At 46.8% G+C, this 26,145-nt stretch carries 23 protein-coding genes and 1 riboswitch; of the genes, 6 read left to right on the top strand and 17 right to left on the bottom strand.

Features of this window, described 5'->3' with window-relative positions; all coding sequences use genetic code 11:
• Positions 1-2,028 carry an EAL domain-containing protein gene (locus BW42_RS13950; RefSeq protein WP_035412409.1) on the top strand — a complete coding sequence of 676 codons (2,028 nt, stop codon included), beginning with the start codon at positions 1-3 and terminating at the stop codon, positions 2,026-2,028.
• A gap of 57 nt (positions 2,029-2,085) precedes the next feature.
• Here the strand turns inward: BW42_RS13950 and BW42_RS13945 are convergent, their stop codons facing one another.
• On the bottom strand, positions 2,086-3,483 hold the full coding sequence (locus BW42_RS13945) for a basic amino acid/polyamine antiporter (RefSeq protein WP_197026248.1): 1,398 nt from the start codon (positions 3,481-3,483) through the stop codon (positions 2,086-2,088).
• A 111-nt stretch (positions 3,484-3,594) separates the two neighbouring features.
• Between BW42_RS13945 and BW42_RS13940 the strand changes: the two genes are divergently transcribed.
• Both BW42_RS13940 and BW42_RS13935 read left to right on the top strand, forming a co-directional pair.
• Positions 3,595-4,278 (top strand): MgtC/SapB family protein, encoded by a 684-nt coding sequence (locus BW42_RS13940; RefSeq protein WP_035412404.1) that lies wholly within the window; start codon positions 3,595-3,597, stop codon positions 4,276-4,278.
• A 109-nt stretch (positions 4,279-4,387) separates the two neighbouring features.
• The gene (locus BW42_RS13935; protein ID WP_035412402.1) at positions 4,388-6,022 is read left to right on the top strand and encodes a peptide ABC transporter substrate-binding protein; all 1,635 of its coding nucleotides are present in this window, start codon (positions 4,388-4,390) and stop codon (positions 6,020-6,022) included.
• Positions 6,023-6,153: 131 nt separating this feature from the next.
• On the opposite strand, the gene BW42_RS13930 is transcribed toward BW42_RS13935, so the two are convergent.
• Together BW42_RS13930 and ade are read right to left on the bottom strand one after the other, a co-directional pair.
• Positions 6,154-6,411 carry a hypothetical protein gene (locus tag BW42_RS13930; protein WP_035412398.1) on the bottom strand — a complete coding sequence of 86 codons (258 nt, stop codon included), beginning with the start codon at positions 6,409-6,411 and terminating at the stop codon, positions 6,154-6,156.
• 263 nt (positions 6,412-6,674) lie between these two features.
• Positions 6,675-8,408, bottom strand: a complete 1,734-nt coding sequence (ade, locus tag BW42_RS13925) for an adenine deaminase (protein ID WP_035412395.1) — start codon at positions 8,406-8,408, stop codon at positions 6,675-6,677.
• A 124-nt stretch (positions 8,409-8,532) separates the two neighbouring features.
• Here ade and BW42_RS13920 point away from each other — a divergent pair, with 124 nt between their 5' ends.
• Both BW42_RS13920 and BW42_RS13915 read left to right on the top strand, forming a co-directional pair.
• Complete coding sequence (locus BW42_RS13920) at positions 8,533-9,072, top strand: gamma carbonic anhydrase family protein (RefSeq protein ID WP_035412392.1); 540 nt, start codon at positions 8,533-8,535, stop codon at positions 9,070-9,072.
• A gap of 112 nt (positions 9,073-9,184) precedes the next feature.
• The gene (locus tag BW42_RS13915) at positions 9,185-9,370 is read left to right on the top strand and encodes a hypothetical protein (RefSeq protein ID WP_035412391.1); all 186 of its coding nucleotides are present in this window, start codon (positions 9,185-9,187) and stop codon (positions 9,368-9,370) included.
• A 145-nt stretch (positions 9,371-9,515) separates the two neighbouring features.
• Here the strand turns inward: BW42_RS13915 and BW42_RS13910 are convergent, their stop codons facing one another.
• Positions 9,516-11,099, bottom strand: a complete 1,584-nt coding sequence (locus BW42_RS13910; RefSeq protein ID WP_035412388.1) for a glycine betaine ABC transporter substrate-binding protein — start codon at positions 11,097-11,099, stop codon at positions 9,516-9,518.
• On the bottom strand, positions 11,096-12,223 hold the full coding sequence (locus tag BW42_RS13905; protein ID WP_035412384.1) for an ABC transporter ATP-binding protein: 1,128 nt from the start codon (positions 12,221-12,223) through the stop codon (positions 11,096-11,098). Before BW42_RS13905 ends, BW42_RS13910 begins: the two co-directional genes overlap by 4 nt.
• 192 nt (positions 12,224-12,415) lie before the next feature.
• On the opposite strand from BW42_RS13905, the gene BW42_RS13900 reads away from it, so the two are divergent.
• On the top strand, positions 12,416-13,411 hold the full coding sequence (locus tag BW42_RS13900) for a LysM peptidoglycan-binding domain-containing protein (protein WP_035412382.1): 996 nt from the start codon (positions 12,416-12,418) through the stop codon (positions 13,409-13,411).
• 122 nt (positions 13,412-13,533) lie between these two features.
• Here BW42_RS13900 and lysA read toward each other — a convergent pair whose 3' ends face one another.
• From lysA to BW42_RS13840, 12 genes are all read right to left on the bottom strand, one after another.
• A complete protein-coding gene (gene lysA, locus BW42_RS13895) occupies positions 13,534-14,850 on the bottom strand; it encodes a diaminopimelate decarboxylase (protein WP_035412379.1) in 1,317 nt (438 codons plus the stop codon).
• A gap of 13 nt (positions 14,851-14,863) precedes the next feature.
• Positions 14,864-15,922 (bottom strand): alanine racemase, encoded by a 1,059-nt coding sequence (gene alr, locus BW42_RS13890; RefSeq protein ID WP_035412376.1) that lies wholly within the window; start codon positions 15,920-15,922, stop codon positions 14,864-14,866.
• On the bottom strand, positions 15,919-16,851 hold the full coding sequence (locus BW42_RS13885; protein ID WP_023467124.1) for a branched-chain amino acid transaminase: 933 nt from the start codon (positions 16,849-16,851) through the stop codon (positions 15,919-15,921). The genes alr and BW42_RS13885 overlap by 4 nt, the downstream gene beginning before the upstream one ends.
• A gap of 25 nt (positions 16,852-16,876) precedes the next feature.
• The gene (gene dapD / locus BW42_RS13880) at positions 16,877-17,584 is read right to left on the bottom strand and encodes a 2,3,4,5-tetrahydropyridine-2,6-dicarboxylate N-acetyltransferase (protein ID WP_035412373.1); all 708 of its coding nucleotides are present in this window, start codon (positions 17,582-17,584) and stop codon (positions 16,877-16,879) included.
• Positions 17,571-18,317, bottom strand: a complete 747-nt coding sequence (dapB, locus tag BW42_RS13875) for a 4-hydroxy-tetrahydrodipicolinate reductase (protein ID WP_035412370.1) — start codon at positions 18,315-18,317, stop codon at positions 17,571-17,573. The genes dapD and dapB overlap by 14 nt, the downstream gene beginning before the upstream one ends.
• The gene (dapA, locus tag BW42_RS13870) at positions 18,314-19,195 is read right to left on the bottom strand and encodes a 4-hydroxy-tetrahydrodipicolinate synthase (protein WP_035412367.1); all 882 of its coding nucleotides are present in this window, start codon (positions 19,193-19,195) and stop codon (positions 18,314-18,316) included. The genes dapB and dapA overlap by 4 nt, the downstream gene beginning before the upstream one ends.
• Before the next feature lie 17 nt (positions 19,196-19,212).
• Positions 19,213-20,205: an aspartate-semialdehyde dehydrogenase gene (locus BW42_RS13865; RefSeq protein WP_035412364.1), complete on the bottom strand. Its 993-nt coding sequence runs from the start codon at positions 20,203-20,205 to the stop codon at positions 19,213-19,215.
• Between the two features lie 13 nt (positions 20,206-20,218).
• Positions 20,219-21,418, bottom strand: a complete 1,200-nt coding sequence (locus BW42_RS13860) for an aspartate kinase (RefSeq protein ID WP_035412361.1) — start codon at positions 21,416-21,418, stop codon at positions 20,219-20,221.
• A 112-nt stretch (positions 21,419-21,530) separates the two neighbouring features.
• Positions 21,531-21,708, bottom strand: a riboswitch (Lysine riboswitch).
• Positions 21,709-21,778: 70 nt separating this feature from the next.
• The gene (gene argH / locus BW42_RS13855; RefSeq protein WP_035412358.1) at positions 21,779-23,149 is read right to left on the bottom strand and encodes an argininosuccinate lyase; all 1,371 of its coding nucleotides are present in this window, start codon (positions 23,147-23,149) and stop codon (positions 21,779-21,781) included.
• Complete coding sequence (locus BW42_RS13850) at positions 23,146-24,351, bottom strand: argininosuccinate synthase (RefSeq protein WP_035412353.1); 1,206 nt, start codon at positions 24,349-24,351, stop codon at positions 23,146-23,148. The genes argH and BW42_RS13850 overlap by 4 nt, the downstream gene beginning before the upstream one ends.
• A 118-nt stretch (positions 24,352-24,469) precedes the next feature.
• A complete protein-coding gene (locus BW42_RS13845) occupies positions 24,470-24,898 on the bottom strand; it encodes a GNAT family N-acetyltransferase (RefSeq protein ID WP_035412350.1) in 429 nt (142 codons plus the stop codon).
• Positions 24,895-26,043: a DHHA1 domain-containing protein gene (locus tag BW42_RS13840; protein WP_035412347.1), complete on the bottom strand. Its 1,149-nt coding sequence runs from the start codon at positions 26,041-26,043 to the stop codon at positions 24,895-24,897. The genes BW42_RS13845 and BW42_RS13840 overlap by 4 nt, the downstream gene beginning before the upstream one ends.
• Positions 26,044-26,145: the final 102 nt, after the last annotated feature.

Genomic DNA, 26,145 nt, shown 5'->3' with positions numbered 1-26,145 from the left:
ATGGATCGTTCGACCATTGATTCCTATGAAGTCGTCATTCAAGAGTTTCCACTACCGTCTTTCATCTTAAATATCGATTTGACCATTCGTTCCTGGAACGAGTTAGCAGAACAGCATTGGGGCTGGACACAACAGGAAATCGTCGGACAAATCGTTCCTTTACTTGACCAGGAAGATATGGCATTCAGCCATCAGATTTGGCATTCCTTTCTGGAACGTCGTCAATCGGTCCAATTGCCGAATGCCTCCTTATTCCATAAGTCTGGTACTCCCATGACCTCAACGTTGCTACTGTCTCCTCTACTTGATGAAGTAGGCAATGCCATTGCTGCTTTCGTTTGCTGTATTCCGTCTGCTCAACAACCGATTACAACAAAACCATTATTTCAAGGTTTGATGGATTTACGTCAGGCGTTCGATCAAATCGCCAGTGTCGCTGTATTTGACGCGCGTGGTGCAATTACGTATATAAACGACCAACTTATGGATGTAACAGGTTACTGTCCTGAAATGCTTATTGGTCAGCCATGGTCCGTAATTCTCGATCAAACTAGTGCGACTGTCTCAGAAATCCGAACACAACTCCGTGAACGCAAAGCGTGGTCTGGTCGTCTTAGTCTCACTTCACATACGGGTGAACGAAAACATCTCCAAGCGACATTGATTCCGATTTATGATGCAAACGGCGTTCGTTTTCAGCATCTGTTCATCGGTAACGACATTACGGAAACAACTGTGCTTGAAGAAGAACTTGATTTTTTAGTGCATCACCATGAGATGACGCATTTATTAAATAAACGTGGATTTTTACGCGAAGGGGAAGCATTGTTCCAGTCTGCTGCATCACATGAACCCATTGCACTCATTTTGTTCGATATCGATCGTTTCAAAGTCATAAACGATTCGTTTGGAACACATGTCGGGGATCAACTCCTTCAAGCAATGGCAACACGGCTTTTGGAACATACGACGGGTGTCCTTGCTTTTCATCCGACGAGTGATTTATTCGGTGTCCTATTACCTGCACCCTCGAGTAATCTACTCTTTCAATATGCTCGAAAATTACAACAAGCGTTACAACGTCCTTATTACATTAACGGTCATTCACTCATCGTTTCTTGCACATTCGGTATCACTGTCTATCCGTCTGAAGCGAAAACACTTGAAGATTTATACCGCCGCTCTGAAACTGCTCTCTATGCGGGAAAATCAATTGGTACGGGAACGATTCAGTACTTAACACACGAGATGGACACACAATTCACACGTAAAATCCAACTCGAACGTTCTCTCTTCACGGCACTCGAAGATCAGTCGCTCTACCTTGCTTATCAACCGATCATCGAGCTTCAATCACAAGCCGTCAAAGGATTCGAAGCGTTATTACGCTGGAATCATACGGCGCTCGGAAATATTCCGCCGGATGAGTTCATTCCACTCGCCGAAGAAGCTTCTCTAATCACAACAATCAACAACTGGGTCATCATCGAAGCATGCGAACAGCTCGCGAAGTGGCAACAAACGATTGATCCTGAATTGACGATGGCGATCAACATTTCACCGCACCAATTCCAAAGTGACTCCTTTATTCGAACGTTGCAACATGTCGTAACGGAGCGACTCGTTTCGCCATCTTCCGTCACGCTCGAGATGACAGAGAATATTGCTATCTTACAGACACAACGAACCGTCGAACGCATGCACCTCATTAAGTCACTCGGTTTCCGCTTATCGATTGATGATTTTGGAACCGGCTACTCTTCTTTACAGTATCTCAGCGCGTTTCCAATTGATGAATTAAAAATCGATAAAGTGTTCATTGATGGACTAGCAAAGAACGATCATGCTTTGCTGGATTCTATCATTCAACTGGGTCGCAATCTAGAGTTGAACCTCGTCGCTGAGGGTGTCGAGACAGAACATGCCTTGACTTACTTGAAAACGACAGATTGCCAGTACATGCAAGGGTTCATTTTCTCTGAACCACTGTCCGTACAGGATGTCGAAAAAAGATTCTTAACCCCTTAATAAAAAAAGAAGTCACGGTGATTTTTATCCACCGTGACTTCTTTTGCATATCGTTTCTTACAATTGAATTTCTCCTACGACCATTCCGTAAACAGCCACTCCGGCTAAGACAACAAGAATCATGCTAGCAATCCACTCGTAGCGTGACATGCCTGTCCGTTGCTGTTCTCGTTCTGCTAACGCATATGCTAAAATGCCTGGCGCATAAACTAATGCCGCAATGACGATATACCAAACGCCCGACGCATAGACGAGCCAAATAGAGTACGCGGATGCGATGACCGAGAAGAGTAACATTTTCCGATTCCGCTCTTCCCGTGAAGTCCGGATGCTGTACAAGGCTGATAACAGATATGGTAAGAGCGCACAAATCCCGGCAATACTTGATAGAACGAGATACGTCTGTGCAGAGAATAGCGCAATCCCAGCAACAATTTGTGTGGCAATCTGTGTAATTAATAGCGCTCCGACTGGTGCCCCTTTTCGATTCGTCTTAGCGAATGCTTTCGGGAACGCACCATCTTTCGCAACCAAATATGAAATCTCTGATGCTAAAATCGTCCATCCAAGAAGCGCTCCGGATAGAGAGATGATTAAACCAATCATGATGATCGTCGCGCCGACTGGTCCGATTGCTGCCTCTAATACATACGCCATCGTCGGTTCCTTTAATCCAGCCAGTTTTTCTTGACTAAGGACGCCAAGTGATAAGACCGAAATCAAGATATAGATGACCAAAACACCAACGAGTCCCGTTACGGTCGCTTTTCCGACATCACTTCGATTTTTAGCACGACTCGATAAAACGACTGCCCCTTCAATTCCAACGAACGCCCAAAGCGTGACGAGCATCGTTCCTTTTACTTGATCGAAGATTGAACCGAGTTCTGTCCCATCTCCCCAGATGTCTAAATTGAACGTTTTGATATTAAAGGCGATCCCAACCAATAGAACGAAAATCAAGATTGGAACGAGCTTTGCAATCGTTGTAATCAGATTGACGAGGGTCGCTTCCTTGATCCCGCTTGAGACAAGCCAGAATAATCCCCAAATGACTACCATACTCATCAAGAGAAGGAATATCCGATTCTCTGCCGCGAAAATCGGGAAGAAATAACTAATCGCATTGAAGACGAGTGTGATGTTCGCAACCGTTCCAATCCATGCAGATACCCAGTATCCCCAAGCACTGTTGAAACCGACGAAACGTCCGAACCCTTCACGTGCATAGGCATAAATACCACCTTCAAGTTCGGGTTTACTGTTTGCAAGGTGCTGGAAGACGAGCGCGAGCATGATCATTCCAATTCCTGTAATACTCCATCCGATGAGAATAGGTCCTGCACTTGCACTTTGGGCCATTGCACCGGGAAGGTTAAAGGCACCTCCACCGACCATCGAACCGATAACCATTGCTGCGAGAGCAAAGAAACCGATTTTTTGTTGATTCATGATGAGACACTTCCTTTTTCCGTATATCTATTACATCTTACGTATATTCATTCGAAAGACACAAAAGTCATTATAACAAATCACCTTTTAAAGTAAAGAAAGGATTTGAGACGAATGAACTGGATTCATGTATTTCAGCTCGAGGATCTCTTTAAACTCCTGTTGGCTGCTGCCCTTGGAATTTTCATGGGATTCGAGCGTGAAATTAAAAATAAACCGGTCGGTATACGCACTAGCCTCGTAATTACCCTCATCAGCTGTCTTTTAACCATCGTATCCATCAAATCCGTTTCACTCTATCACGATATGGCGACGAATGTTCAAATGGATCCGATGCGCCTTGTCGCACAAATCATTGCCGGTATCGGCTTCATTGGTGCTGGTGTCATTTTGCGTCGTCCTCACGATATCGTCAGTGGATTGACGACGGCCGCCATTATATGGAGTTCAAGTGGAATTGGAATTGCTGTCGGTGCAGGATTTATATGGGAATCGGTTTTTCTTGTTTTATTTTTGTTCTTCTTATTAGAGGGATTGACTCGAGGAATGCGCCGCATTAATAACAGTCGATTCGAAGCGAACGTCCTTGTCGCACACTTGCTCCTTCCTGCTGATCTGGACCCATCTGAAATCATCTTCGCTCTTGAACGAAAAGGTGTTCATATTACGAATATGCGCATGCGAGGAGATCCGGTTCGGTTGACATTACGAATGTATTCTCCGCATAAACTGACCATATTCCTACTTTATGACTATTTAAAATCACTCGGAATTAAGGATATAGACCTTGATCAGTGAGAATTATCTGAAAATTTATGTTGCATTTTTAATCACTTTCACTTAAATTAACAATATGTTCACATTTTTCTGAAATATTTAACTCTAACTCTCGGGGGGTCATCGTTCCATGAATAAAACATCGAAAATTGCGTTTGCTGGACTATCTAGCATCGCACTACTTGCTGTCGCTGCATGCGGGCAAGGAAATGATGAAAACACAAGCGGATCTGATTCAAAAAACAAGAAAAAGGAAGTCACGCTCGTTTCGACGACAGATGTACCTCAGCTTGATCCGACGAAAACGACGGACTCGACTTCCATCATTGTTACGAACAACGTCTTTGAAGGACTTTATCGACTCGATGGTGATAACAAGCCGACACCTGGAATCGCAGAAAATGTCGAAGTGTCAAAAGATAAAAAGACATATACATTCAAATTGCGTAAAGATGCGAAGTGGTCGGATGGATCAGCCGTCACAGCAGATGATTTCATCTATGCTTGGAAACGTGCACTTGATCCAAAGACAGCAGCAGAATACGCATACATTTTACAGGACTTGAAAAATGCCAATAAAATTATGGCAGGCAAAGCTGAACTTGATGAACTCGGTGTCAAGAAAATCGATGATCAGACACTTGAAGTACAACTCGAAGCTCCAGCACCTTACTTCCTTGGTTTGACGAGTTTTCCGACTTACTTACCATTAAAGCAATCATTCGTTGAAGATAAAGGCGATAAGTTCGCGACAAGTGTGGACACTATGGTCTTCAACGGACCTTTTGTCCTCGATAAGTGGCAAGCGAACGCGGGTTGGACATATAAGAAAAACCCGGATTACTGGGATAAAGCAAACGTCAAGATGGATCAGATCAACGTTAAAGTCGTTAAGGAAATCTCGACTGGCGTCAACCTCTTTGAAGCAAAAGAAGTCGACTTCGCACCGATTACATCTGAATTCGTCTCACAATATGAAAAATCAGAGGATTACAAGACACGTCCAGATGCTCGGATCAACTTCCTCCGCTTTAACCAAAAGAATAAAGCATTGAAAAACAAGAACATTCGAAAAGCGCTCGCACTTGGTTTTGAGAAACAAGGGATTACGGACGTCATCCTAAACGATGGATCAAAACCAGCAAACTTCATCGTTGCGAAAGATTTCACGTTCACACCCGATGGTGAGGATTTCCGAGTGAAATATCCGGATCTTCAAAGCTATGATGCTGATGCAGCGAAAAAAGCTTGGGATGCTGGATTGAAGGAACTTGGTGTCAAAACAGTCGAACTCAGCATGCTCTCACGGGATGAAGATGCATTCAAGAAAGTCTCTGAATACTTAAAAGGTGATCTAGAGAAACATCTTCCTGGTTTGACGATCAATATCAAACAACAACCGTTCAAGAACTTCCTCGACCTCGAATCGAAGGGCGATTATGATATCTCTGCAGCTGGATGGGGACCTGACTACCAGGATCCAATGACATTCCTCGATATGTGGTTGACAGGCGGAAGCTTCAACCGGATGGAATACTCGAACAAAAAATTCGATGATCTCATCAAAGGGGCAAAACAACAAGCAGATGAAGCGAAACGTTGGTCTGATATGCAAGAAGCTGAAAAAATCTTGCTAACCGATGACTACGCGATCGCGCCGATCTATCAAAAAGGTGAAGCGTACTTGCAACGGACAAACATTGATAAATTATACCGTCACCCATTCGGTGCCGATATGAGCTTTAAATGGATGGAAATCAAGTAAACGAGGACCTGACGCACACATCGAATTCTTTAATCAACAAGTAGTGGACCTCGTCCGCTACTTGTTTTTGATTTCCTGAAGATATCCCTAAAAACAACAAAGACCCCTTCTGACGGAGCCATCGGGGGTCTTTACTGTGCGATTTGTTTATAAAAAGCGATTTCTTCATCTTGTCCTTCTTCCACTGCTCGGAAGAATTCAGCAAAATAGGCGTACAAAACGGTGCGTTCTTCATACGTCGGTCTGGCTTGACGAATAACGGAGAATGCAAGGTTTCGCAATTGACGTTTCGTTCGCCGATGTGTCGGAAGTGCATAAAATTGACGCGTGAATGAACGATAGACGTCCGCAATCAAGACTTCATGTCCTTCAAAATATGATTTATCCATAAATATAGTCCCCTTTCCACTTTAGTGATCCTATTCTTTTCTACGACTCTTTTAAATAAAGAGTTTCAAAGAAAGTGAGGTTTCTCACAAATGATATAGACCTTACTATAACAAGCTTTCTAAAATGATTCAACATCCAAACTATTAAGTTTCATTAAGAATATTTAGACCTTTTGTAAAGTGTCTTTCTTTGATTTTAGATCATCTATTTCTAATAAAAAACGGTCTGAGTCCCGGAAAGAGACTCAGACTCGCGATGGACTTTAGTTTGCTTGTACTGAAATATGCTGGAAGTGTTTCACATCGAATAACCCACTGTCGGTCAACTTCAATTCCGGAATGACCGGTAAGCAAAGGAACGACATCGTCAAATAAGGATTAAAGGACCGATCCGCTTCTAATACATCAAGTGCATCGTTTAATGCTTCGAGTGTATCCCCGACTTCTTGGAAAGGACGATTTGTCATCAGCCCAGCGATTTCGAGCGGTAATTCTGCAAGCACGTCTTGCCCATTAACAGCAATGACACCCCCACCCGCTTGAACAAGACGTTCTGCAGCGAGTTGCATCTCTTCGTCTGATGCCCCAACGATGACGAGATTATGTGAATCATGGGCAACGGTCGCAGCAATCGCTCCACGCTTCATCTTAAATCCTTTGACGATCCCAACTGCTGAGAACGATGTCCCGTGATGACGCTCAATGACAGCAATTTTTAAGAGATCCTCCTCTGGCACAGGAACGAAATGTCCTTCTTGAAGCGGAACGTCAAGAATCAAGTGCTCGGTGACGATGCTTTTCGGAATGACTCCGATGACATGCGCACGTGCTGATTCGAGTGGAAGGGCGAATACTTCTGGTGTGATCGGTTTTGTATTCAAGGTTCCACGTAATGACTCCGGCACATAAGCACGGCGAACGGGTCGAATCGTTTTCCCAGCTCGTGCGACACAATTCCCTTGAATATAAACCTCATCAATCACGACGTTATCGGCATCCGATAACAAGACGAAGTCCGCCCGACGTCCTGGTACGATGGCTCCCCGATCGTCTAGACGATACGCGTTCGTCGCGTGCAACGATGCCATCGCATATGCTGTTTCGCGTTTAATCCCATGACGAATCGCATAGCGAATATTATAATCAATCGTACCTTCACGTAATGTATCGTCTAAATGTTTATCATCCGTACAGAAGAGAAATCTGCTGGCATTACTCTCTGTCACGGCATCGAGTACTTCCTTCAAATTTCGAGCTGCTGATCCTTCCCGTACTTCGACATACAGACCACGACGTGCTCGCGCAATCGCATCTTCCTTACTGACGGATTCATGATCCGTCCGAATTCCGGCGACACCATATATGTTGATTTCGCGTGGCCCGAGTCCTGCAGCATGTCCATCGACGAGTTTCCCTGCATCTTCAATCTGTTTGATTTTTTGTAACATGTCGCGATCGGCTCGTTCGACAGCCGGATAATCCATGACTTCCCCTAAACCATGGACACCCGGATGAATGACAAATGGCGCAAGTGCCGCTGCGTCAAGTGATGCCCCCGCATGTTCAAACGAAGTCGCCGGGACACAGCTCGGTAACATCATGCGCACGTCAAGGGCGAGACCTTCTGCATCGTCTAGCATAAAGGACAGACCTTCTGCTCCTTTGACGTTCGCGATCTCATGTGGATCCGCGATGATCGTCGTGACGCCTAGTGGTAGAATCGCCTGTTCATACTCACTTGGTGGTACCATCGATGATTCAATATGAACATGAGCGTCAATAAAACTTGGAGCGATAAATAGATTCGTTCCCGGACGATTCTCGACTCCCTCATATCCCTCTCCGACAGCAGCAATAAAGCCTGAATCAATCGCTACATCTGCCGTATACGTCTCACGTGTCATGACATCGATGACTGAAATGTTTTGATAGACGACAGCTGCTTTCTCTTTTTTTGCAGCAATCGCGATCAATCGTTTACGTACTGTTTGTTCCATCCTGTCTCCTCCTGGTGTAAGCGTATTTTCACTATCTTACAATTAGTTTGGAAGCTGTTGCAATTTATTTTTTGTAACGTCAAGATGAAAGAGTATGGATTTAATGCCTGAGGGGGGAAAACGCATGAAATATCGTGTCGGTTCACTTATTCCAAACATCGATCCATCCGTTTATTTAGCGGATGGATCAAAGGTCATCGGAGAGGTCACGATCGGAAAAGACTCATCCGTCTGGTTCAATACGGTCATCCGGGGAGATGAAGGTCCGATCCAAATCGGAGAACGCGTCAACATTCAAGATGGTTCGATGATTCATCAGTATGAAGGGTTTCCGACTATCATTGAAGATGAAGTCACGATTGGTCATATGGCAATGATTCATGGAGGTATCATTCGAAAAGGAGCGTTGATCGGGATGTCGGCAACGATCCTTGATGAAGCTGAAATTGGAGAAGGTGCATTCGTTGCTGCCGGAAGTCTTGTTCCGCCAAAAATGAAGGTGCCTGCAGGGACAATGGTTATGGGGGTTCCTGCAAAAATCGTCCGCGATATCAGCGACCATGATCGATTCATCATGGAACGGACAGTCCAAAAATATGTGAAACGAGGGGAGCAATATGCCGATAGTTGTGAAGCCATTACAGAGGATTTGACAAGTTTGTGAGAACGTTTACAAAGTTCACAGGTTCTTAATACCTCCCCTCTTCCGTCTTTACAATTCTTTCGTACACTAGAGGTGCAAGAGATGAATCAAGACACAGAGAGGGGATTTTTATATGATTCCAGTATATGAAGAACGTATTATGTCTGATTTATTTTCATCTACGAGTAACCCAAGCTATGGTTTGCCGACGTTACCTGAATTCGAAACAGATTGGTTGACAGCTGAGGTTCAAGTACGTATCGTTAAAGATGCCGAGCACCGCCTTGGAACATTAAACCGAGAGGAAGAACGTGTATGATTCAGCAACGCACTGTTCGCGCTTGGCTCGCTAGTCGCATCAAAAAATAATTTAATCACTTGATTACGTATTTTCCAAAACGATATAGCGCGTCAGCGCGCATACAAAAAGAGCCGAAGCGGATTCCCGCCTCGGCTCTATCTGTTTATTTAGAAATCAATCCTTCTTTAATCAAGAAATCACGCGCGACTTTTTCAGGACGCTGCTTCTCAACATCTGCTTTGTAGTTCAGTTCTTGCATTTTTTCATCCGTGATTTTATCCTTCAATGTGTTGAGGACTTTTTTCAGCTCTGGATGTTCTTTAAGGGTTTCTTGACGAACAAGTGGTACCGCATAGTAGGGTGGGAAGAACTCTTTATCATCTTTGAGTACAGTCAAATCAAACTTCTTCAAAAGACCGTCTGTTGAAAAACTATCGATGACATTCGTTCGACCGTTCGTCAATGCTGTATAGCGAAGTCCTCCATCAACTGGTTGTACATCTTTGAACTTCATATCCGGATACTTCTTCTTTAGACCAAGATAACCATCTTCACGGTTCGCGAATTCAATCGTTGAACCGAGAATCAAGCGATCACTGACTTTTGACATGTCCGACACTGTCTTCAAGTCGTACTTCTTAATGTCTTCTTTTGTCATGGCAAGAGCATACGTATTGTTGAAGCCGATCGGATCTAGGACATCGACCTGACTTTTTTCGGGAATCATCTTCCCGACTTTTGCATAGACCGTTTTCGGATCCGTCTCGACTTCCTGCTTGAGCACGTCGATCAACAATGTCCCTGTGTACTCGACATACGCGTCAATCTCCCCTTTTTCAAGCGCCCCGTAAGCGACCTTCGTCCCCCCGAGATTTAATTGACGTTCGACTTGTAGATCCGTTTTATCTTCGATTAAATCCGCTAACATATTTCCAAGAATCAACTGTTCCGTAAAGTTCTTCGATCCGATGACGATCTTATCTTCCTTGAGGAAAGAATAAGCGACTGTACCACCAACCAATAGGAAGACGATGCTTGCGATTGCGATCTTGCGTCCCGCTGACATCGCTTTACGGCGCTTCCGTGCCTTGTTTTTAATTCGACCATCTGCGAGCGGAATACCGTTCGGCGCCACCGAATATTCAATCCGGCTGACGACGAAGTCGATGATAAGCGCTAAGATACCAGCTGGAATCGCTCCGGCGAGAATCTGATTATTATCAACTGTTTGAATACCTGAAAAGACAAGGTAACCAAGACCACCGGCACCGATGAATGCTGAAATCGTCATTAAACCAACCGCTGTGACGGCTGAAATCCGAATCCCTGCCATCATGATCGGTAAGGCAAGCGGAATCTGGACCTTACTGAGGATTTGACGATCCGTCAAACCAATTCCTTTTGCTGCTTCAAGCGTATCTCCCGGAATACTCGATAGACCTGTGTACGTATTTTTGACGATTGGCAAGAGTGAATAGAGCACGACCATGATGATCGCTGGTGTCGATCCGATACCGATGAACGGAATTAAGAAACCGAGTAAGGCAAGACTCGGGACGGCTTGCACGACGCTCGTCAGCGCGAGGACCGGTTTTGCGAACTTTTGATAGCGCGTGATTAAAATCCCGATCGGAATCCCAAGGACGACGGCGATGACGACGGCAAAGACCGTCAGCTGTAAGTGCTCCAGTAATAAGTCACCGATTTGATCGGTATTATTTTTTACATAATCAAAGAAACCGTTCATTGAACTTCCTCCTCATGAATGAATTGCTCACTCAAGACGGAAAGTAAGCTACTACGCGTGATTAATCCTCTTAGTTTTCCTGTTGCATCTGTTACCGGCAGATAACCTGTCTCTTCCTGATTCATGACTTCAAGGACATCAAGTAACGAATCGTGTTCATTGACGGCAATGATTTCGCCCTCCATTACTTCTTCAATTCGTTGGCTCTTATCCGGGATCGTTTGGATGTTCTTTAACTTAATCAGCCCTTGTAAAACGCGGTCACGATCAGTGATCAATAGACTGTCGACTTTTCGCCCACGCATGATTTCAATTCCCTGTAGCAATGTACGTTTGCCACTGATTGAAACTGGATCCTCAATCATGATATCTTCTGCCTTGATGAATTCTGGACTACTCCAAATTTTATTTTTTCCGATGAACGATTCGACATATTCATCTTTTGGATGACGCAGGATTTCTTCTGGAGTATCGAACTGAACGATCTCCCCGTCACGCATGATACATATCCGATCCGCTAACTTGATCGCTTCATCCATATCATGAGTGACGAAAACAATCGTCTTTTTCACTTCCTCTTGTAAGTTGAAAAGCTCTTCCTGCAAATCATTACGAGTAACGGGATCGAGAGCACTGAACGGCTCATCCATCAGGATGACATCAGGATCATTCATCAGAGCACGCGCGAAACCGACACGTTGCTGCTGTCCGCCACTGAGTTCGCTCGGATAACGATCAATAAATTGTCTCGGATCAAGCCCGACCATCGTTAATAGTTGTTCTGTCCGCTGATCCATCTCATCGTGATCTTTCCCCTCAAGTCCAGCAATCAATTGAATGTTTTCCCGGACCGTCATATGAGGGAACAGACCAGTTTGCTGAATGACATATCCCATATGGCGTCTTAATTCAATCGTATCCGTCTTCATGATATCCTTCCCATTGACCAAAATTGTGCCTGAAGAAGGTTCGATCAATCGATTGATCATTTTAAGTGATGTCGTTTTCCCACAACCACTTGGTCCGATGAAAACAACGAGTTCACCCTTTTGAATCTCGAGCGATAAGCCTTTTAAGACGACATTTTCCTTAAACTGCTTGCCGACGTTTTTGAATTCGATCATTCCTTCTCACTCCTTTTTACTATTTCCATATATTATGTTTTCCCAAAAAGGTTACGGTTTAAACAAATTTCCATTAAATCAGTTTTATTTCTTTGAAAAAGGGGAAATTTTTAGTTCTTTTTTTAAAAATAAAGGGAATACCTAAATAAAGAGTACTGATAAAGCATGTTTTGATGAAGGAGGCCCTTAACGATGAACATCAAGAAACCCATCATCATGATGATCGGATTGCTTCTCCTAACCCCACTTTCAATTCCCTCACAGGTCGATGCAGCGAGTTCTACGTTTGTCACAAAAGGAACGACGACCAAAAAAGTCGTCGCATTGACATTTGATGACGGTTCAGATGGAACGAACATTGCCAAAATATTAAGTGTCTTAAAAAGTAATCAAGTGAAAGCTACTTTCTTTTTAACAGGCAGTGGTGCAAACAACCATCCTCAATCGATTAAAAACATCACAACCGCCTCTCCAACACATCAAATCGGCAATCACTCGTATTCACATCCGGATTTCACGACTTTATCAGCAAGCCAAATGACAAGTGAATTATCCCGGACGGAGTCGCTCATCCGATCCTTGACCGGAAAAACGACGAAACCGATTTTTCGGGCGCCGTTCGGTGCGAGTAACAGTAAGGTATTGAGTGTCGTCGGAGCGGCTGGTTATACGAAAACGATTCAATGGAATATCGATTCGACGGATTGGAAAGGCATCTCTTCAACAGCCATCTTGGATCGTGTAATACCAAAAGTCGTTCCTGGATCAATCATCCTCATGCACACTGGGGCTGGTGCGAAAGGAACACCAACCGCCCTGCCGACGATGATTTCGAAATTAAAAGCAAAAGGCTATTCGTTCGTCACGATTTCAGAACTGTTGCGTTCTACGGTCCCAACCGGTACGACGTATACTGTCAAAGCGGGCGATACACTCTATTCGATTGCCCGTAAATACAATGTCTCGGTCTCTGCCCTCGCGAGTGCGAACAACATCACGAATTGGAGTCTACTCAATGTCGGTCAAGTCTTAAAAATCCCGACAACGACGTATACGGTTAAAGCGGGTGATACACTTTACTCGATTGCGACACGTTACGGCGTCACCGTCACAGCATTAATGCAGGCGAACGGCATCACAAATCCGAATCTCTTACTCGTTGGACAAGTCTTGAAAATCCCAAAATGAATATACTGATCACAGCAAAAAAAAACGATTCCTCTCTAGTCGCGAGAAGAATCGTCACATGTATGAAAAACCGGCGAGATTGCGCCGGTTTTTTTGTCGTCAATCGCTTGACCCCTCACCTCTTATGACTCCGAACGGACCCCATTGATTCCAAGATCACACTGAACTAAGTCCGCATATGTTTGTCGACGGACGACTTCGCGGGATTCCCCGTCCCGAACGAAGACGAGTGCCGGACGTAAGAATTGATTGTAGTTGCTTGCCATCGAGAAGTTATACGCTCCCGTTCCAAATACAGCGAGGGTATCGCCACTCTTTGGCGTAACTAACTGCGCTTTTTCAGCGACGAGATCACCTGATTCACAAGCTGCTCCAACGACAGTCATTTCGGTCGTTTCGCCACTCATCCGGTTAGCGATGACGGTTTCATAAACCGCTCCGTAAAGTGCGGGACGAATGTTATCCGTCATTCCACCGTCCACCGAAAGATATGTCCGGACGCCTTCGATCTCTTTGATTGCCCCAACTGTATAAAGTGTCGTCCCTGCATTCGCAACGACCCAGCGTCCTGGTTCGATACCGATTCGAGGACGTTCGATGCCAAGTCGTGCCGTTTCCGTCTCAATGACATCCATGACGCGTGCGATCGTCGCTTCAAAATCAAGTGGCTGGTCGTCCTGCGTATAGGCAATTCCGAACCCACCTCCAACGTTGACTTCGCTGACTGTGAAATCATGTTGTACACGAATTGTTTCGACGAAGCCCATCATCGTCCGAGCCGTCTGTTCGAACAGCGACGGATCTTGGATTTGCGAACCGACATGACAATGGATGCCAAGTAACGATAGATGTTCTGATGCTAAAATCGCTTCGATTGCGTCCAGGTAATCTGACGCATGTGTCGAGAAACCGAATTTCGTATCGACACCACCTGTCTGAATTTTCGCATGCGCTCCACCGATGACTTGTGGCACGATCCGAATCAAGACATGAACCGTTCGACCAGCTTGTGCCGCAATCGCTTCCAGTTGTGCAATCTCTGCAAAGTGATCGATGACGATTCGTCCGACACCTTCTTCGACAGCATACTGAAGATCAGCCGTTGATTTATTCGAACCATGGAAATAAATTCGCTCTGCTGGAACGCCCGATTGACGGGCGATGAAGAGTTCCCCGCCCGTGACGACGTCAATTCCAAGACCATGACGCACGACTTGTTCATACACCGCACTGACAGTCAATGCTTTAGAAGCGAAGGAAGCATACGTATTCGGATACTTATCAAGGAAGTGTTCCCGGACGGTCGCCAGTCGATCCGTCAGCTCCCGTTCTGCCATCACGTACAATGGTGTTCCATACTGTGCTGCAAGATCGGTCGCTGCGACACCATCGATGTGCAACGTGTTGTTTTCTTCTGTCAGGTATTGACTTCCATACATAATAAGTTCCTCCTTATAGATACTGATGCGTCAAACGCCAAGACCGGGCACACATCTGCTCTGAATTGTTCGCTGCTCCTGTCCGAGTAATATCGTCAATTTCAACGCCATCCCCGTATAGCACGACCTCGTCTCCGACCTCAACCGTCCCATCGACAGCGACGAACGTATGACTCATGAATAATTTATTGATGACCGGATAAGGTTTTTCTTTAATATGAACAGGCAGAGCGGCACGCCCACGGACGACACCGTCTCCATAGCCGACTGGTAAGATGGCAATCCGCATCGGTTCTGTACTCGTAAAATTCGTCCCGTACCCAACGTGTTCACCCGGTCCGATTTCGCGAATTTCAACGACCTCCGTCGTCATCCGTAGCGAAGGAACGAGCCAGTCCATCTTTTCAATCGGTGAATAGCCGAATAAGAAGATTCCAGGGCGGACATAATTACAAAATGCGAGACGCGGATCGTGTTTGACGATCGTCGCACTGTTTTCCGAGTGCATATACGTAAACGTATGGCGCTTTCGTAACACATCGGCAATGGCGACGAAACGTTCGACTTGTCCATCGTGATCCGCATCCGGCTCATCGGCAAGCGGAAAATGTGTATATAAACCTGTTAAAGCGAGCGAATCTGCTTGCGCAAGCGCAAGAACAGCTTCCGCCTCTTGAAGCGAACTGACACCAAAACGATTCATCCCGACGTTGATCTTCAAATGTAACTCGATTCCTTGCAGCTGTTTACTGTTTAGGGCGAGCCATTCTAGCGATGAGACACCGAGTGCAATTCCGAAACGTCGTGCTGTTTCAAAATCCTCCGTCGGATTCATCACCAGTACATAACTGTCTGGAAAATTCGTTTTGATTTCAATGGCTTCATACAACTCGGCGACAGCAAAGTGATGCACATCAGACGCCGTCAGCGTTTCGACCATCTCGAGCATGCCTAAGTTGTACGCATTGTTCTTGACCACGGCAAAAATATGTTTACGTGATCGAGCGAAGACCGATGCGACGTTCTGTCGCACCGCCTTCCGATCGATCGTGACGAGTGTACGCGTCGTCATTCTGCGACAGCTGGTGTCACATACGTCAACCAATCCGCATATTGCGGCAATTGACCTGTGACGGCTTGACGGTAAAGATCGAGCAACTCATCTGCGACGTTCCGTGTTCCGCCGTTGATGGAGATATGATCGATTTCACCGACACTCGTGATTTCAGCAGCTGTTCCTGTTAAGAAAATCTCATCTGCGACATATAACTCATCGCGTCCGATGTGACGTTCGACGACAGGATAGCCTTGATCTTGTGCCAAACGGATGATGACTTGGCGTGTGATACCGTCGAGTACTGAACAATCAAGTGACGGTGTATGAATCGTTCCGTTTTTAAGAAGGAAAAGATTCGCAACACTCGCTTCACTAACGTTTCCGTTCATGTCGAGCGCGATTGCTTCATCAAATCCATCACGGATGGCTTCACCTTTTAAGAGTTGTGAGTTCATATAGTTGGCAGCCGCTTTCGCTTGCATCGGCATCATCGTTGATGAGACGCGGCGGTATGATGCGACTTTGGCACGGATGCCAGCACCTTTATCGAAGTATTCCCCAAGCTCCCAGCAAGAGATGCCGACATGAACCGTCGTATCTTTCGCCATCAATGCTTGCCATGGCGTACCGAGGAACACGAATGGACGGATATAACAAGATTCGAATCCGTTTTTCGCAACTAGATCAATCGTCGCCTGGACGAGTTCATCAACCGTATACGGAATTGTGACGTGGTAATAGGCGCAACTACGGAAAAGACGTTCGATATGTTCCTTCAATTGGAAAATCGCCGGTCCGTCCGGTGTCGCGTAGGCACGAATTCCTTCAAAGAATCCACTACCATAGTGAATCGCATGTGACATGACGCTCGTGTTCGCATCTTTCGGATCATGAAAGACTCCATCTAACCAAATTGCTTCTCCATACTGTGTATCCACTGCCATGTGTTTTCCTCCTCTTCGACGTCAATCAGAGTGAACGTAAATCATCCACCAATTGCGTCTTCTCTTCTGTTTTCGCATCTTTCTGTTTGATGACACGTGCAGGTGTTCCGGCAACGACGCTTCCAGCAGGTACGTCTTCTGTGACGACACTACCGGCAGCGACGACGGAATCTTTACCGACTTTGACGCCTTCGAGAATGACTGCATTCGCACCAATCAAGACACCGTCTTCAATGATGACAGGTGTTTTTGAAGGTGGTTCGAGGACACCCGCGACCACGGCACCTGCGCCAACATGAACGTTTTTCCCGATCGTCCCACGTGCACCGACGACAGCGTTCATATCAATCATTGTACCATCTCCGATCGATGCGCCGATATTAATGATGGCACCCATCATAACGACCGCGTTGTCACCAATGACGACATGATCACGAATCCATGAACCTGGTTCGATTCGCGCATTCAAATGACGTGTATCAAGCATAGGTACCGCACTGTTGCGACGGTCATACTCCACATGAACATCCGTGATGCGATCTGAATACTTTTCTAAGAAAGTAGCCGCAAGTCCTGCATCTGCGAAGAAAATTTTTGATTCATCTGATCCGAACGCTGTAGCACCTTCGATCGTCAAGCCCGCCAAATCGCCGTTGACATAAAGTTTTACCGGTGTTTGTTTTTTTGCATCTTTAATGAATTTAGCAATTTCGTAAGCATCAGTGAGTAACATGTGAATCCTCCTGTGTGTAGAGCGTCTCTAACGTATAGAGTCCCGCTGTTTTTTGAATGAGTGCTTCAGCTGCTTTGATCGCACCAGAAGCAAATACTTTTTTCGATAGCGCTGTATGTTTGATTTCAATCAACTCGTCGACACCTGCGAATAAGACTTCGTGTTCTCCGAAGATCGTTCCACCGCGCATCGCATGCATCCCGATCTCGTTCGTCTCCCGCTTTTGCCGCGTCTGTGACCGGTCATACACAGGTGTGACGTCACGTGCCGTCTGAATCGTTTGCAGTAACAACTCGGCCGTCCCACTTGGAGCATCGACTTTTTGATTATGATGTTTCTCAAGCAATTCGATGTCATACGCCCCTGCCAGTGGCACCAGTGTCTTCAGTAGTTGCTGCACCATTGCGATACCATACGACATGTTATACGACTGGAAGATCGGAATTTCTTTTGCAGCGTTCTTGATGGACGCAAGATCCGCTTCAGAAAAACCAGTCGTCGCGATAACGAGTGGCGTCTTTGTCGCCAGCCCGTATGCGAGTAGATCCGGTAGCAAACTCGGATGCGAGAAGTCGATGATCGCATCGACCGTTTCTGACATCTCCGTCAGCTCGGCATATGAAGCGATTGTATCGGATGACTTCGTCCGGTCAACGATCGCAACGACACTTTGCGCTGCTAGTTCGACGACGTATTGTCCTGTCGCCCCATAACCGTGTAACGCGAGTCTCATCGAACCACTCCTTTGTAAGCACGCATTGTTTCAAGTAAATGGGCATGACCCACTTCCGATTGACGGACGAGTGGCAAGCGCGGTGCACCGACAGCAAAGCCAAGTTCTTCAAGCGATGCTTTAACTGGAATCGGATTGACGTCACTGAACAAAGCACCGATGACTGGTAACAAGTCTGCCTGAATCCGGCGGGCCGTGGCGAGATCTTGCGCGAGTAACGCTTCAGCAAGTGCTTGTGTCTCTGCTGGATACGGATTTGAAAGAACCGAGATAACCCCCTGTGCACCCCATGCCATGTAAGGTAGGATTTGATCATCATTTCCACAGAAGACCGCGAAGTCTTCCGGAATCGCCGCCATCAGTTCACCCATGAAGCTGACGTCTCCACTCGCTTCTTTAAACGCCTGGATCCGAGGATGACGTGCCAATGTCACCGCTGTTTCGACGGCAATCGCAACACCAGTCCGTGACGGGACGTTGTACAGCATGATTGGTAATTGTGTAGCATCAGCAACTGCCGTGAAGTGTGCGATGAGACCAGCTTGTGATGTTTTATTGTAATAAGGCGTCACAAGCATCGCCGCGTCCGCACCGAGGCGTTCTGCGAGTAATGTTTTCTCGATCGTTACTGCCGTGTTGTTCGAACCCGTTCCTGCAATGATGGGTACTCGTCCTGCCGTGACCTGAACGGCAGTCGTCAGTAGTTGTTCGAATTCCGTATTCGTCAATGTCGAGCCTTCTCCTGTCGTCCCTCCGACGACAAGTGCCTGAATCCCTGCTGCGAGTTGTTGCTCGATCAAGCGTTCGAATACATGTAAATCCAACTCGCCTGCTTCATTAAATGGTGTGACGAGTGCTGTACCTGCTCCTTTGAACATGAAGAACTCCTCCTTTTTTATGAATGAATCGACTGTTCGATCGCTTGGCGTGCGACTTGTACGGCGTTTGACGCGGCACCTTTTCGAATGTTGTCGGCTACACACCAGAGATGGAACGTGTTCGCGAGACTATCATCTTGTCGAATCCGACCGACGTAGACGTCGTCCGTCCCGCTTGCGTCAAGTGGCATCGGATAACGCGTATTTGCGACATCATCGATGAGGACGACGCCCGGTGCGCCTTCCAGTGCTTCACGGATCGCTTCGACCGTCGTCAGTTGTGTAAACGTGACGTTGATTGCAACCGAGTGAGAATTCGTGACTGGAACCCGTACACATGTCGCACTGACTGGTAATGCTGGAAGATTGAAGATTTTCCGTGTTTCATCAATCATCTTCTGCTCTTCTTTCGTATAGCCGTTCTCAAGGAACACATCGATATGCGGCAAGATGTTATCGTGAATCGGATGCGGATAATTGACGGGCTCTTCTCCGCGTGCCCCGCGTGCCAGATCCTCGATTCCTTTTTGACCGGAACCGGATACGGCCTGATACGTCGTATAGTTGATCCGTTCGAATCCCAGTGACTGGAGCGGTGCTAAAGCGACGACGGATTGAATCGTCGAACAGTTCGGATTTGCGATCAAGCGGTCTGTCGCTTGAATCGCTTGCGGATTGACTTCTGGCACGACGAGTGGAATCGTCTCCTGCATCCGGAAGGCACTTGAATTATCAACGACGAGTGTTCCGTTTTCAGCTAGTAATGGGGCATATTGCTCACTGATCGTTCCGCCTGCTGCGAACAACGCGACATCGATCCCGTCTTCCGTGATGTTTGGCGTCAGCGCTTGGATCGTAATATCTTCTCCCTTGAACTGCACCGTGTTCCCTGCTGAACGAGCAGAAGCGTAAGCGGACAGGCGGCTGACCGGGAAGTCCAGTTCTGCGAGTACTTGTAACATTTTTTGACCGACGGCGCCGGTTGCTCCAATGACGGCTACATGATACATGCTGTTTTCCTCCTTATAACTCGAACGCGTTTGCAATCGCTGCAACCGTCCGTTCAATGTCTGCTTGTGCAATCGTGTACGAGATGCTGATTTCTGATGTCGTGACTTGATAGAACGGGATATTCTCCGCTCGGAAGATTGCGAACAATTTCGAAGCAACACCTGTTGCATCCCGCATTCCGATTCCGACGACAGACAACTTCGCGTGCTGATCGTGGCGGTCGACCTTGACTGTCGTGAAGCGATCCATGATATCTTTCAATGCTTCATCGAGGAACTCTTCCTCGTCGAGTGGACAAGAGAACGATAAGAAGATGTCACTGTCGAACGTCGTTTGACTGATCATGTCGATATTGACGTGACGGTTCGATAAGAGTTCGAAGATATCGGCTACTGCTGCATTCGTTTGCGGTACGTGTTTGATTGATACCGTCAAGACGTTCTTCGTCACACTGACACTCGTCACCGCTTTTTGTTCCATTGTTTCCGTCGCTTCCATGATCCATGTTCCCCTTTTCGATTCAAGTGTTTTCCCGACGAAGATGTGTACGCCGTATTTTTTTCCTAGTTCGACACTTCGCATTTCCATGACCTTCGACCCGAGGGCGCTCATTTCCATCATCTCATCATACGAGATATGTGGAATCGGTTGAGCAGCGGCATGGATTCGCGGATCAGCTGTATAGACACCGTCGACATCGGTATAGATTTCGCACCGTTTATCAAGGACTGCCGCAAGGGCAACTGCCGTTGTATCCGACCCACCTCGTCCGAGTGTCGTCACGTCACCAAGTTCGTTGACACCCTGGAATCCGGCGACGATGACGACATCGTACGTTTCGAGTTTTTGTCGTAACAGATCTCCATCGATCTGTTTGATCTTACTTTTCGTATGCACGCCCATCGTGCTGATTCCTGCTTGAGCGCCTGTTTGCGATAACGCTTTGACACCGAGCGAGTTGAGGGCGATGCTGAGTAATGAAATCGTCTGTTCTTCTCCGATGGCAAGCAGTCGATCGAGTTCTCTTCGCTCGGGGCGATCCGTGATGGCTTGCGCCTGAGCGATCAAAGAATCTGTCATCTTGCCCATCGCCGAAACGACGACGACGAGTTTTTCACCTTCGGCTGCGCGACTCTTCAAATAATTCGCAATAGACTGAATCTGTTCGACAGTCGCAACCGAGCTTCCACCAAATTTAAGTACAGTTGTCACAATCCTATCTCCTTTGTCCCGATACAGAAAAAAACGACGGGCCGGTAGGAGCGTTCCTACGGCCCGTCGTTATCACGATCGGACAAACGAAGACAAAGTCATTCGTTCTTTTACGTAAGATAGCGCTCCGAAACATCGGTTTCGGCAGTACAACGGATCTTAACCGTTGTACCAGCAAACAAGAAGAAGCATCTTCTCGTTCACTTCGGCGGACTTCCCCTTTCACATCATTCGGCATGCTTGCCTTCAAGAATGATGCTACTCATGTCATCCGCGCCTCTATCTGTCGGTTGTTAGTTACAGTTATAGCAGACATCTTTTGTTAAATCCAGTCATTTGACTGTTTTTTTTCAAAATTCGTCAATTCGCAAGATGCTGTTTCGCGAGTTCGAGTTGCTCCGACACGGCAGCAAACCCTGTCCCGCCGTAGCTAGTCCGGCGTGCTACTGCTTGAACCGGATCGAGGAGCGGATAGACGTCTTCTGTGATATCAGGATGGAACGTTTGATACGTCTCGAGGTTCAAATCCTTCAGGAAACAACCGTTCTGCACACAGTAAAGGACGGCTTTGCCGACGATTTCATGCGCTTCCCGGAACGGTATGCCTTTCGTTACAAGGTAGTCAGCGAGTTCCGTTGCATTCGAGAAGTCTTGCATTGTCGCCTTCTTGAGCGCTTCGGTCTTAAACGTCGCAGATTCAATCATTCCGGTGAAGATTTGAACGGACTTGAGAACGGTATCTGCTGTATCGAAGACCCCTTCCTTATCCTCTTGCATGTCTTTGTTGTAAGCGAGTGGTAATGCCTTCATCGTCGTCAAGAAGCCCATCAGGTTGCCGTAGACGCGACCTGTTTTTCCACGAATCAATTCAGCAAAATCAGGATTTTTCTTTTGTGGCATCATGCTCGAACCTGTCGAGAAGGCGTCAGACAACTCGATGAAGCCGAATTCTTGCGACGCCCAGATGATGATTTCTTCACAAAAACGTGAGAGATGCATCATGACGGTCGCGGCGATTCCGAGATATTCAATGACGAAGTCGCGATCGGAGACAGCATCGAGACTGTTCGGATAGACCGACTCAAAACCGAGCAACTCGGCAGAACGGAAACGGTCGATCGGGAACGTGGTCCCCGCGAGCGCGCCTGCCCCGAGTGGTGATTTCCGGATCCGTTTTTGATTGTCCGTCAACCGTTCGACATCACGTTCGAACATCCAGAAATAAGCGAGCAAGTGATGCGCAAGCGAGATTGGTTGTGCCCGTTGCAAATGCGTATACCCCGGCATAACCGTCTCGATATGTTGCTCAGCTTGTTCCGTAATGACCGATTGGAGCTCGCGTAATGCCGTCGTCAACGCTTCGACATGCTGCTCCATCCATAGATGTAAATCGGTTGCGACTTGATCGTTTCGGCTCCGTGCCGTATGCAGTTTCCCTGCAACTGGACCGATCTGTTCCGTCAACAAACGCTCAAGATTCATATGAATGTCTTCGTCCGCTAATGTGTAGGAATGGTCCTTTAACGTCGCTTCGAGTTGCTTTAATCCTTGCTGGATTTGTGTCCACTCATCTTGAGCGAGAATCCCTTGTTCAAATAACATCTGTGCATGTGCGAGACTGCCTTTCAAATCAACGCTTGCTAATTTTTGATCGAACGTGATTGATGCTCCGAAGGCTTCCGCTTGAGCGGAAGCACTTTCCGTAAAACGTCCACCCCAGAGTTTGGTCATTTCGTTACACCCGCCTGACGATGTACACTCGCATGCGTTGAAACGGCAAGACCGTGTAATTTGATGAAGCCTTTTGCTGCTTCATGATCGAATGCATCTTCTTTCGTGTACGTCGCAAGTTTCTCATCATAAAGCGAGACAGCCGACTGACGACCTGTGACAGTTGCATTTCCTTTGAACAGTTTAACGCGAACTTCTCCTGTGACGTCCTGTTGTGTCGCCGTCAAGAAAGCTTTCAATCCTTTCGTCAATGGCGCATGGAAGAGACCGTTGTAGATCGTTTCTGCATATTGTTTGCTGAGTAATGGTTTGAAATGCGCGACGTCCTTCGTCAATGTAATCGTCTCGAGTGCAGCGTGCGCTTTGAGTAAAACAGTTGCGCCTGGGCACTCATAGACTTCCCGCGATTTGATACCGACGAGACGGTTCTCGACGTGGTCGATCCGTCCGACCCCATGTGCTCCAGCGATGATATTCAGTTCCGTAATCAGTTTCGCTAATGGATACGTCGTCCCGTTGATAGAAACTGGAACACCTGCTTCAAAGCCGATAATGACTTCTTCTGCCTGATCCGGAGCGTCTTCTGGTGCTACCGTCAACGCATATGCGTCTTGTGGTGGTTCTGTCCATGGATTTTCTAGGACGCCACATTCATTACTCCGTCCCCAAAGGTTCATGTCAATCGAGTATGGGCTATCGAGGTTGATCGGGATTGGCACATTGTTTTCTTTCGCATAGGCGATCTCTTCTTCCCGTGACCATTTCCATTCCCGAACCGGTGCGATGACTTCGAGTGACGGATCAAGTGCCGCGACCGAAACTTCGAACCGGACCTGGTCATTCCCTTTTCCGGTACATCCATGTGCGACCGCCGTTGCACCATATTCATGCGCGACTTCGACGAGTTTTTCTGCGATCAACGGACGCGAAAGCGCTGAGATCAACGGATAGGCATTTTCGTAATGGGCGCCATATTGAAGTGCTGGCAAGACAAAGTCTTGTGCGAATTCTTCTTTGACATCGAGAACGATTGATTCGATCGCACCGACGAGGAGTGCTTTTTCCTTGATGACGGATAAATCTTTTCCTTCTCCGACATCCATGCATAAGGCAATGACATCATAGTCCTTGCTCAACCATTTGATGGCTACTGATGTATCGAGTCCTCCAGAGTACGCTAAGATTAATTTTTGCTTTGACATGTATAATTCCCTCCTGGTTTTTAATTCATTTGTCTGTATAAAAATTCACTATGAATTATATATATACATAGAAAACAAAAAAAAGAAACCCTTTTTGCAGGATTTCTTTCAAAACAACTTACATTTTCTTCTCCATCGTCCGGTGTGGAATGCCCGCATCGTCGAATTCATCGGAGACGATCGTATACCCAAGACCTTGATAAAACAGGATGGCTTGGACTTGTGCACCGAGTGTCAGCAGTTGTTTTCCTTCACGTCGCGCGATACGTTCCATCGCCTGCATCAACTCACCACCGTATCCTTTTCCTCGGGCTGTCGACAGCGTCGCCACACGTTCCACCTTCATCCGTTGGTCGTCATATGGACGTGTGCGACCCGTTGCAACCGGTCGACTCTGTTCATCGAGGACAAGCAGATGAATCGCTGTTTCATCATGTGTATCGTATTCAAGATGACGTGGTACGCCTTGTTCCTCGACAAAGACACGCTCCCGGATCATCCGAACGGCTTGTTGTTGTTCTGCTGTACGTACTTGAATGACTGTCATGAGTGATATTCCTCCCGTAATCGATCGACATATGCCATCGCATCATCCCGATTCGTAAATTGTGCTTGTGCCTGAACTGCACTTCCTCCACCTCGTCCATTGAATGCTTGGACATGCGCTTTAGCGAACTTCCCAAGATGGGGTTCCCCTGGACTACTCATCAGTAGTTTGTTTGTCGTCGCATTCCAGACGACGCCGACGCGTCCCGCTTCTTGGATCGCTTTAGCGAGTTGCTCGGACGTTTTGATTTCTTCATTCAGATGTTCAAATACCAGAATGCCTTCTTGTTGTTCTAAAGCTTGAGTGAGCGTGAATGTTGCAAGTTGTTCCTGAGCGTGTTCGACCTGTTTCGTTAAGCGTTTCTGTTCTTCTTGTAACGCTTGAACGGCTTCTAGCATTTGAACCGGCTTGACTGACAAAGCTTGCGCCGCTTCCCGTAAGACTCGTCGTTCTGACTGAATGAGTTGGTATGCCCGTTCCTTTGCGACATAGGATAGACGAATGTTCCCACGAATCCGTTCGACCCCAGTAAAGAGAATCAACTCGAGCTGTGCCGTCGAATCGAGATGCGTCCCACCACAGGCACTATAATCAAGTGTGCCGATTTGAACGACACGAATTCGTCCCTCGACTTGTGGTGTTTTTCGTAATGGTAGACGTAGTGCTTCCACCTCGTCATATTCAGTCGCCGTGATCGGTAATCCTTGTTCAATCACATGCCGTAATCGTCGATCCAGCTGTTCTTGTTGAAGAGTTGTCCATTCAGGTGTCTCGATATCAAGCGTCGAAACTTCACTTCCCGTCCGAAAACTAAGCGTTTTGATATTCGATTCATCGTGTAAGATCGCTGAGATGACGTGTTGTGCCGTATGTTGCGCCGCATGATCGATCCGGACCGCATCATCTATGATACCGGCGACGTCTTCTGTGAGCGGAGTCGCCAGTTGATGCCAGACGACACCGTCTTCGATTTGAACGTCAAGGACAGGTTGGTTGTTCAATGTTCCACGATCCGCTGGCTGTCCACCGCTCTCCGGATAAAAGTAACTTTTCTCTAAAGCAACCCAATAACCGTCTACTTGTTTTGTCGCACGAAGGGATGTCTGAAAGGTTCGGACATCGGATTCTATTTGTTCGGGGCGCATGCCTCGACCACCTTTCTCTGTCAGTTTCACTCTGTATTATGCCATATTTCATCCAGAACCGTTTGTCGACTTGCCTTTTTCCTAGTACACTAGACGAAAGAC

Source organism: Exiguobacterium sp. RIT341 (genome assembly GCF_000632205.1).
In the GTDB taxonomy this organism is placed as follows: Bacteria; Bacillota; Bacilli; order Exiguobacteriales; family Exiguobacteriaceae; genus Exiguobacterium_A.
This window is presented reverse-complemented; position numbering and strand designations above follow the sequence as displayed.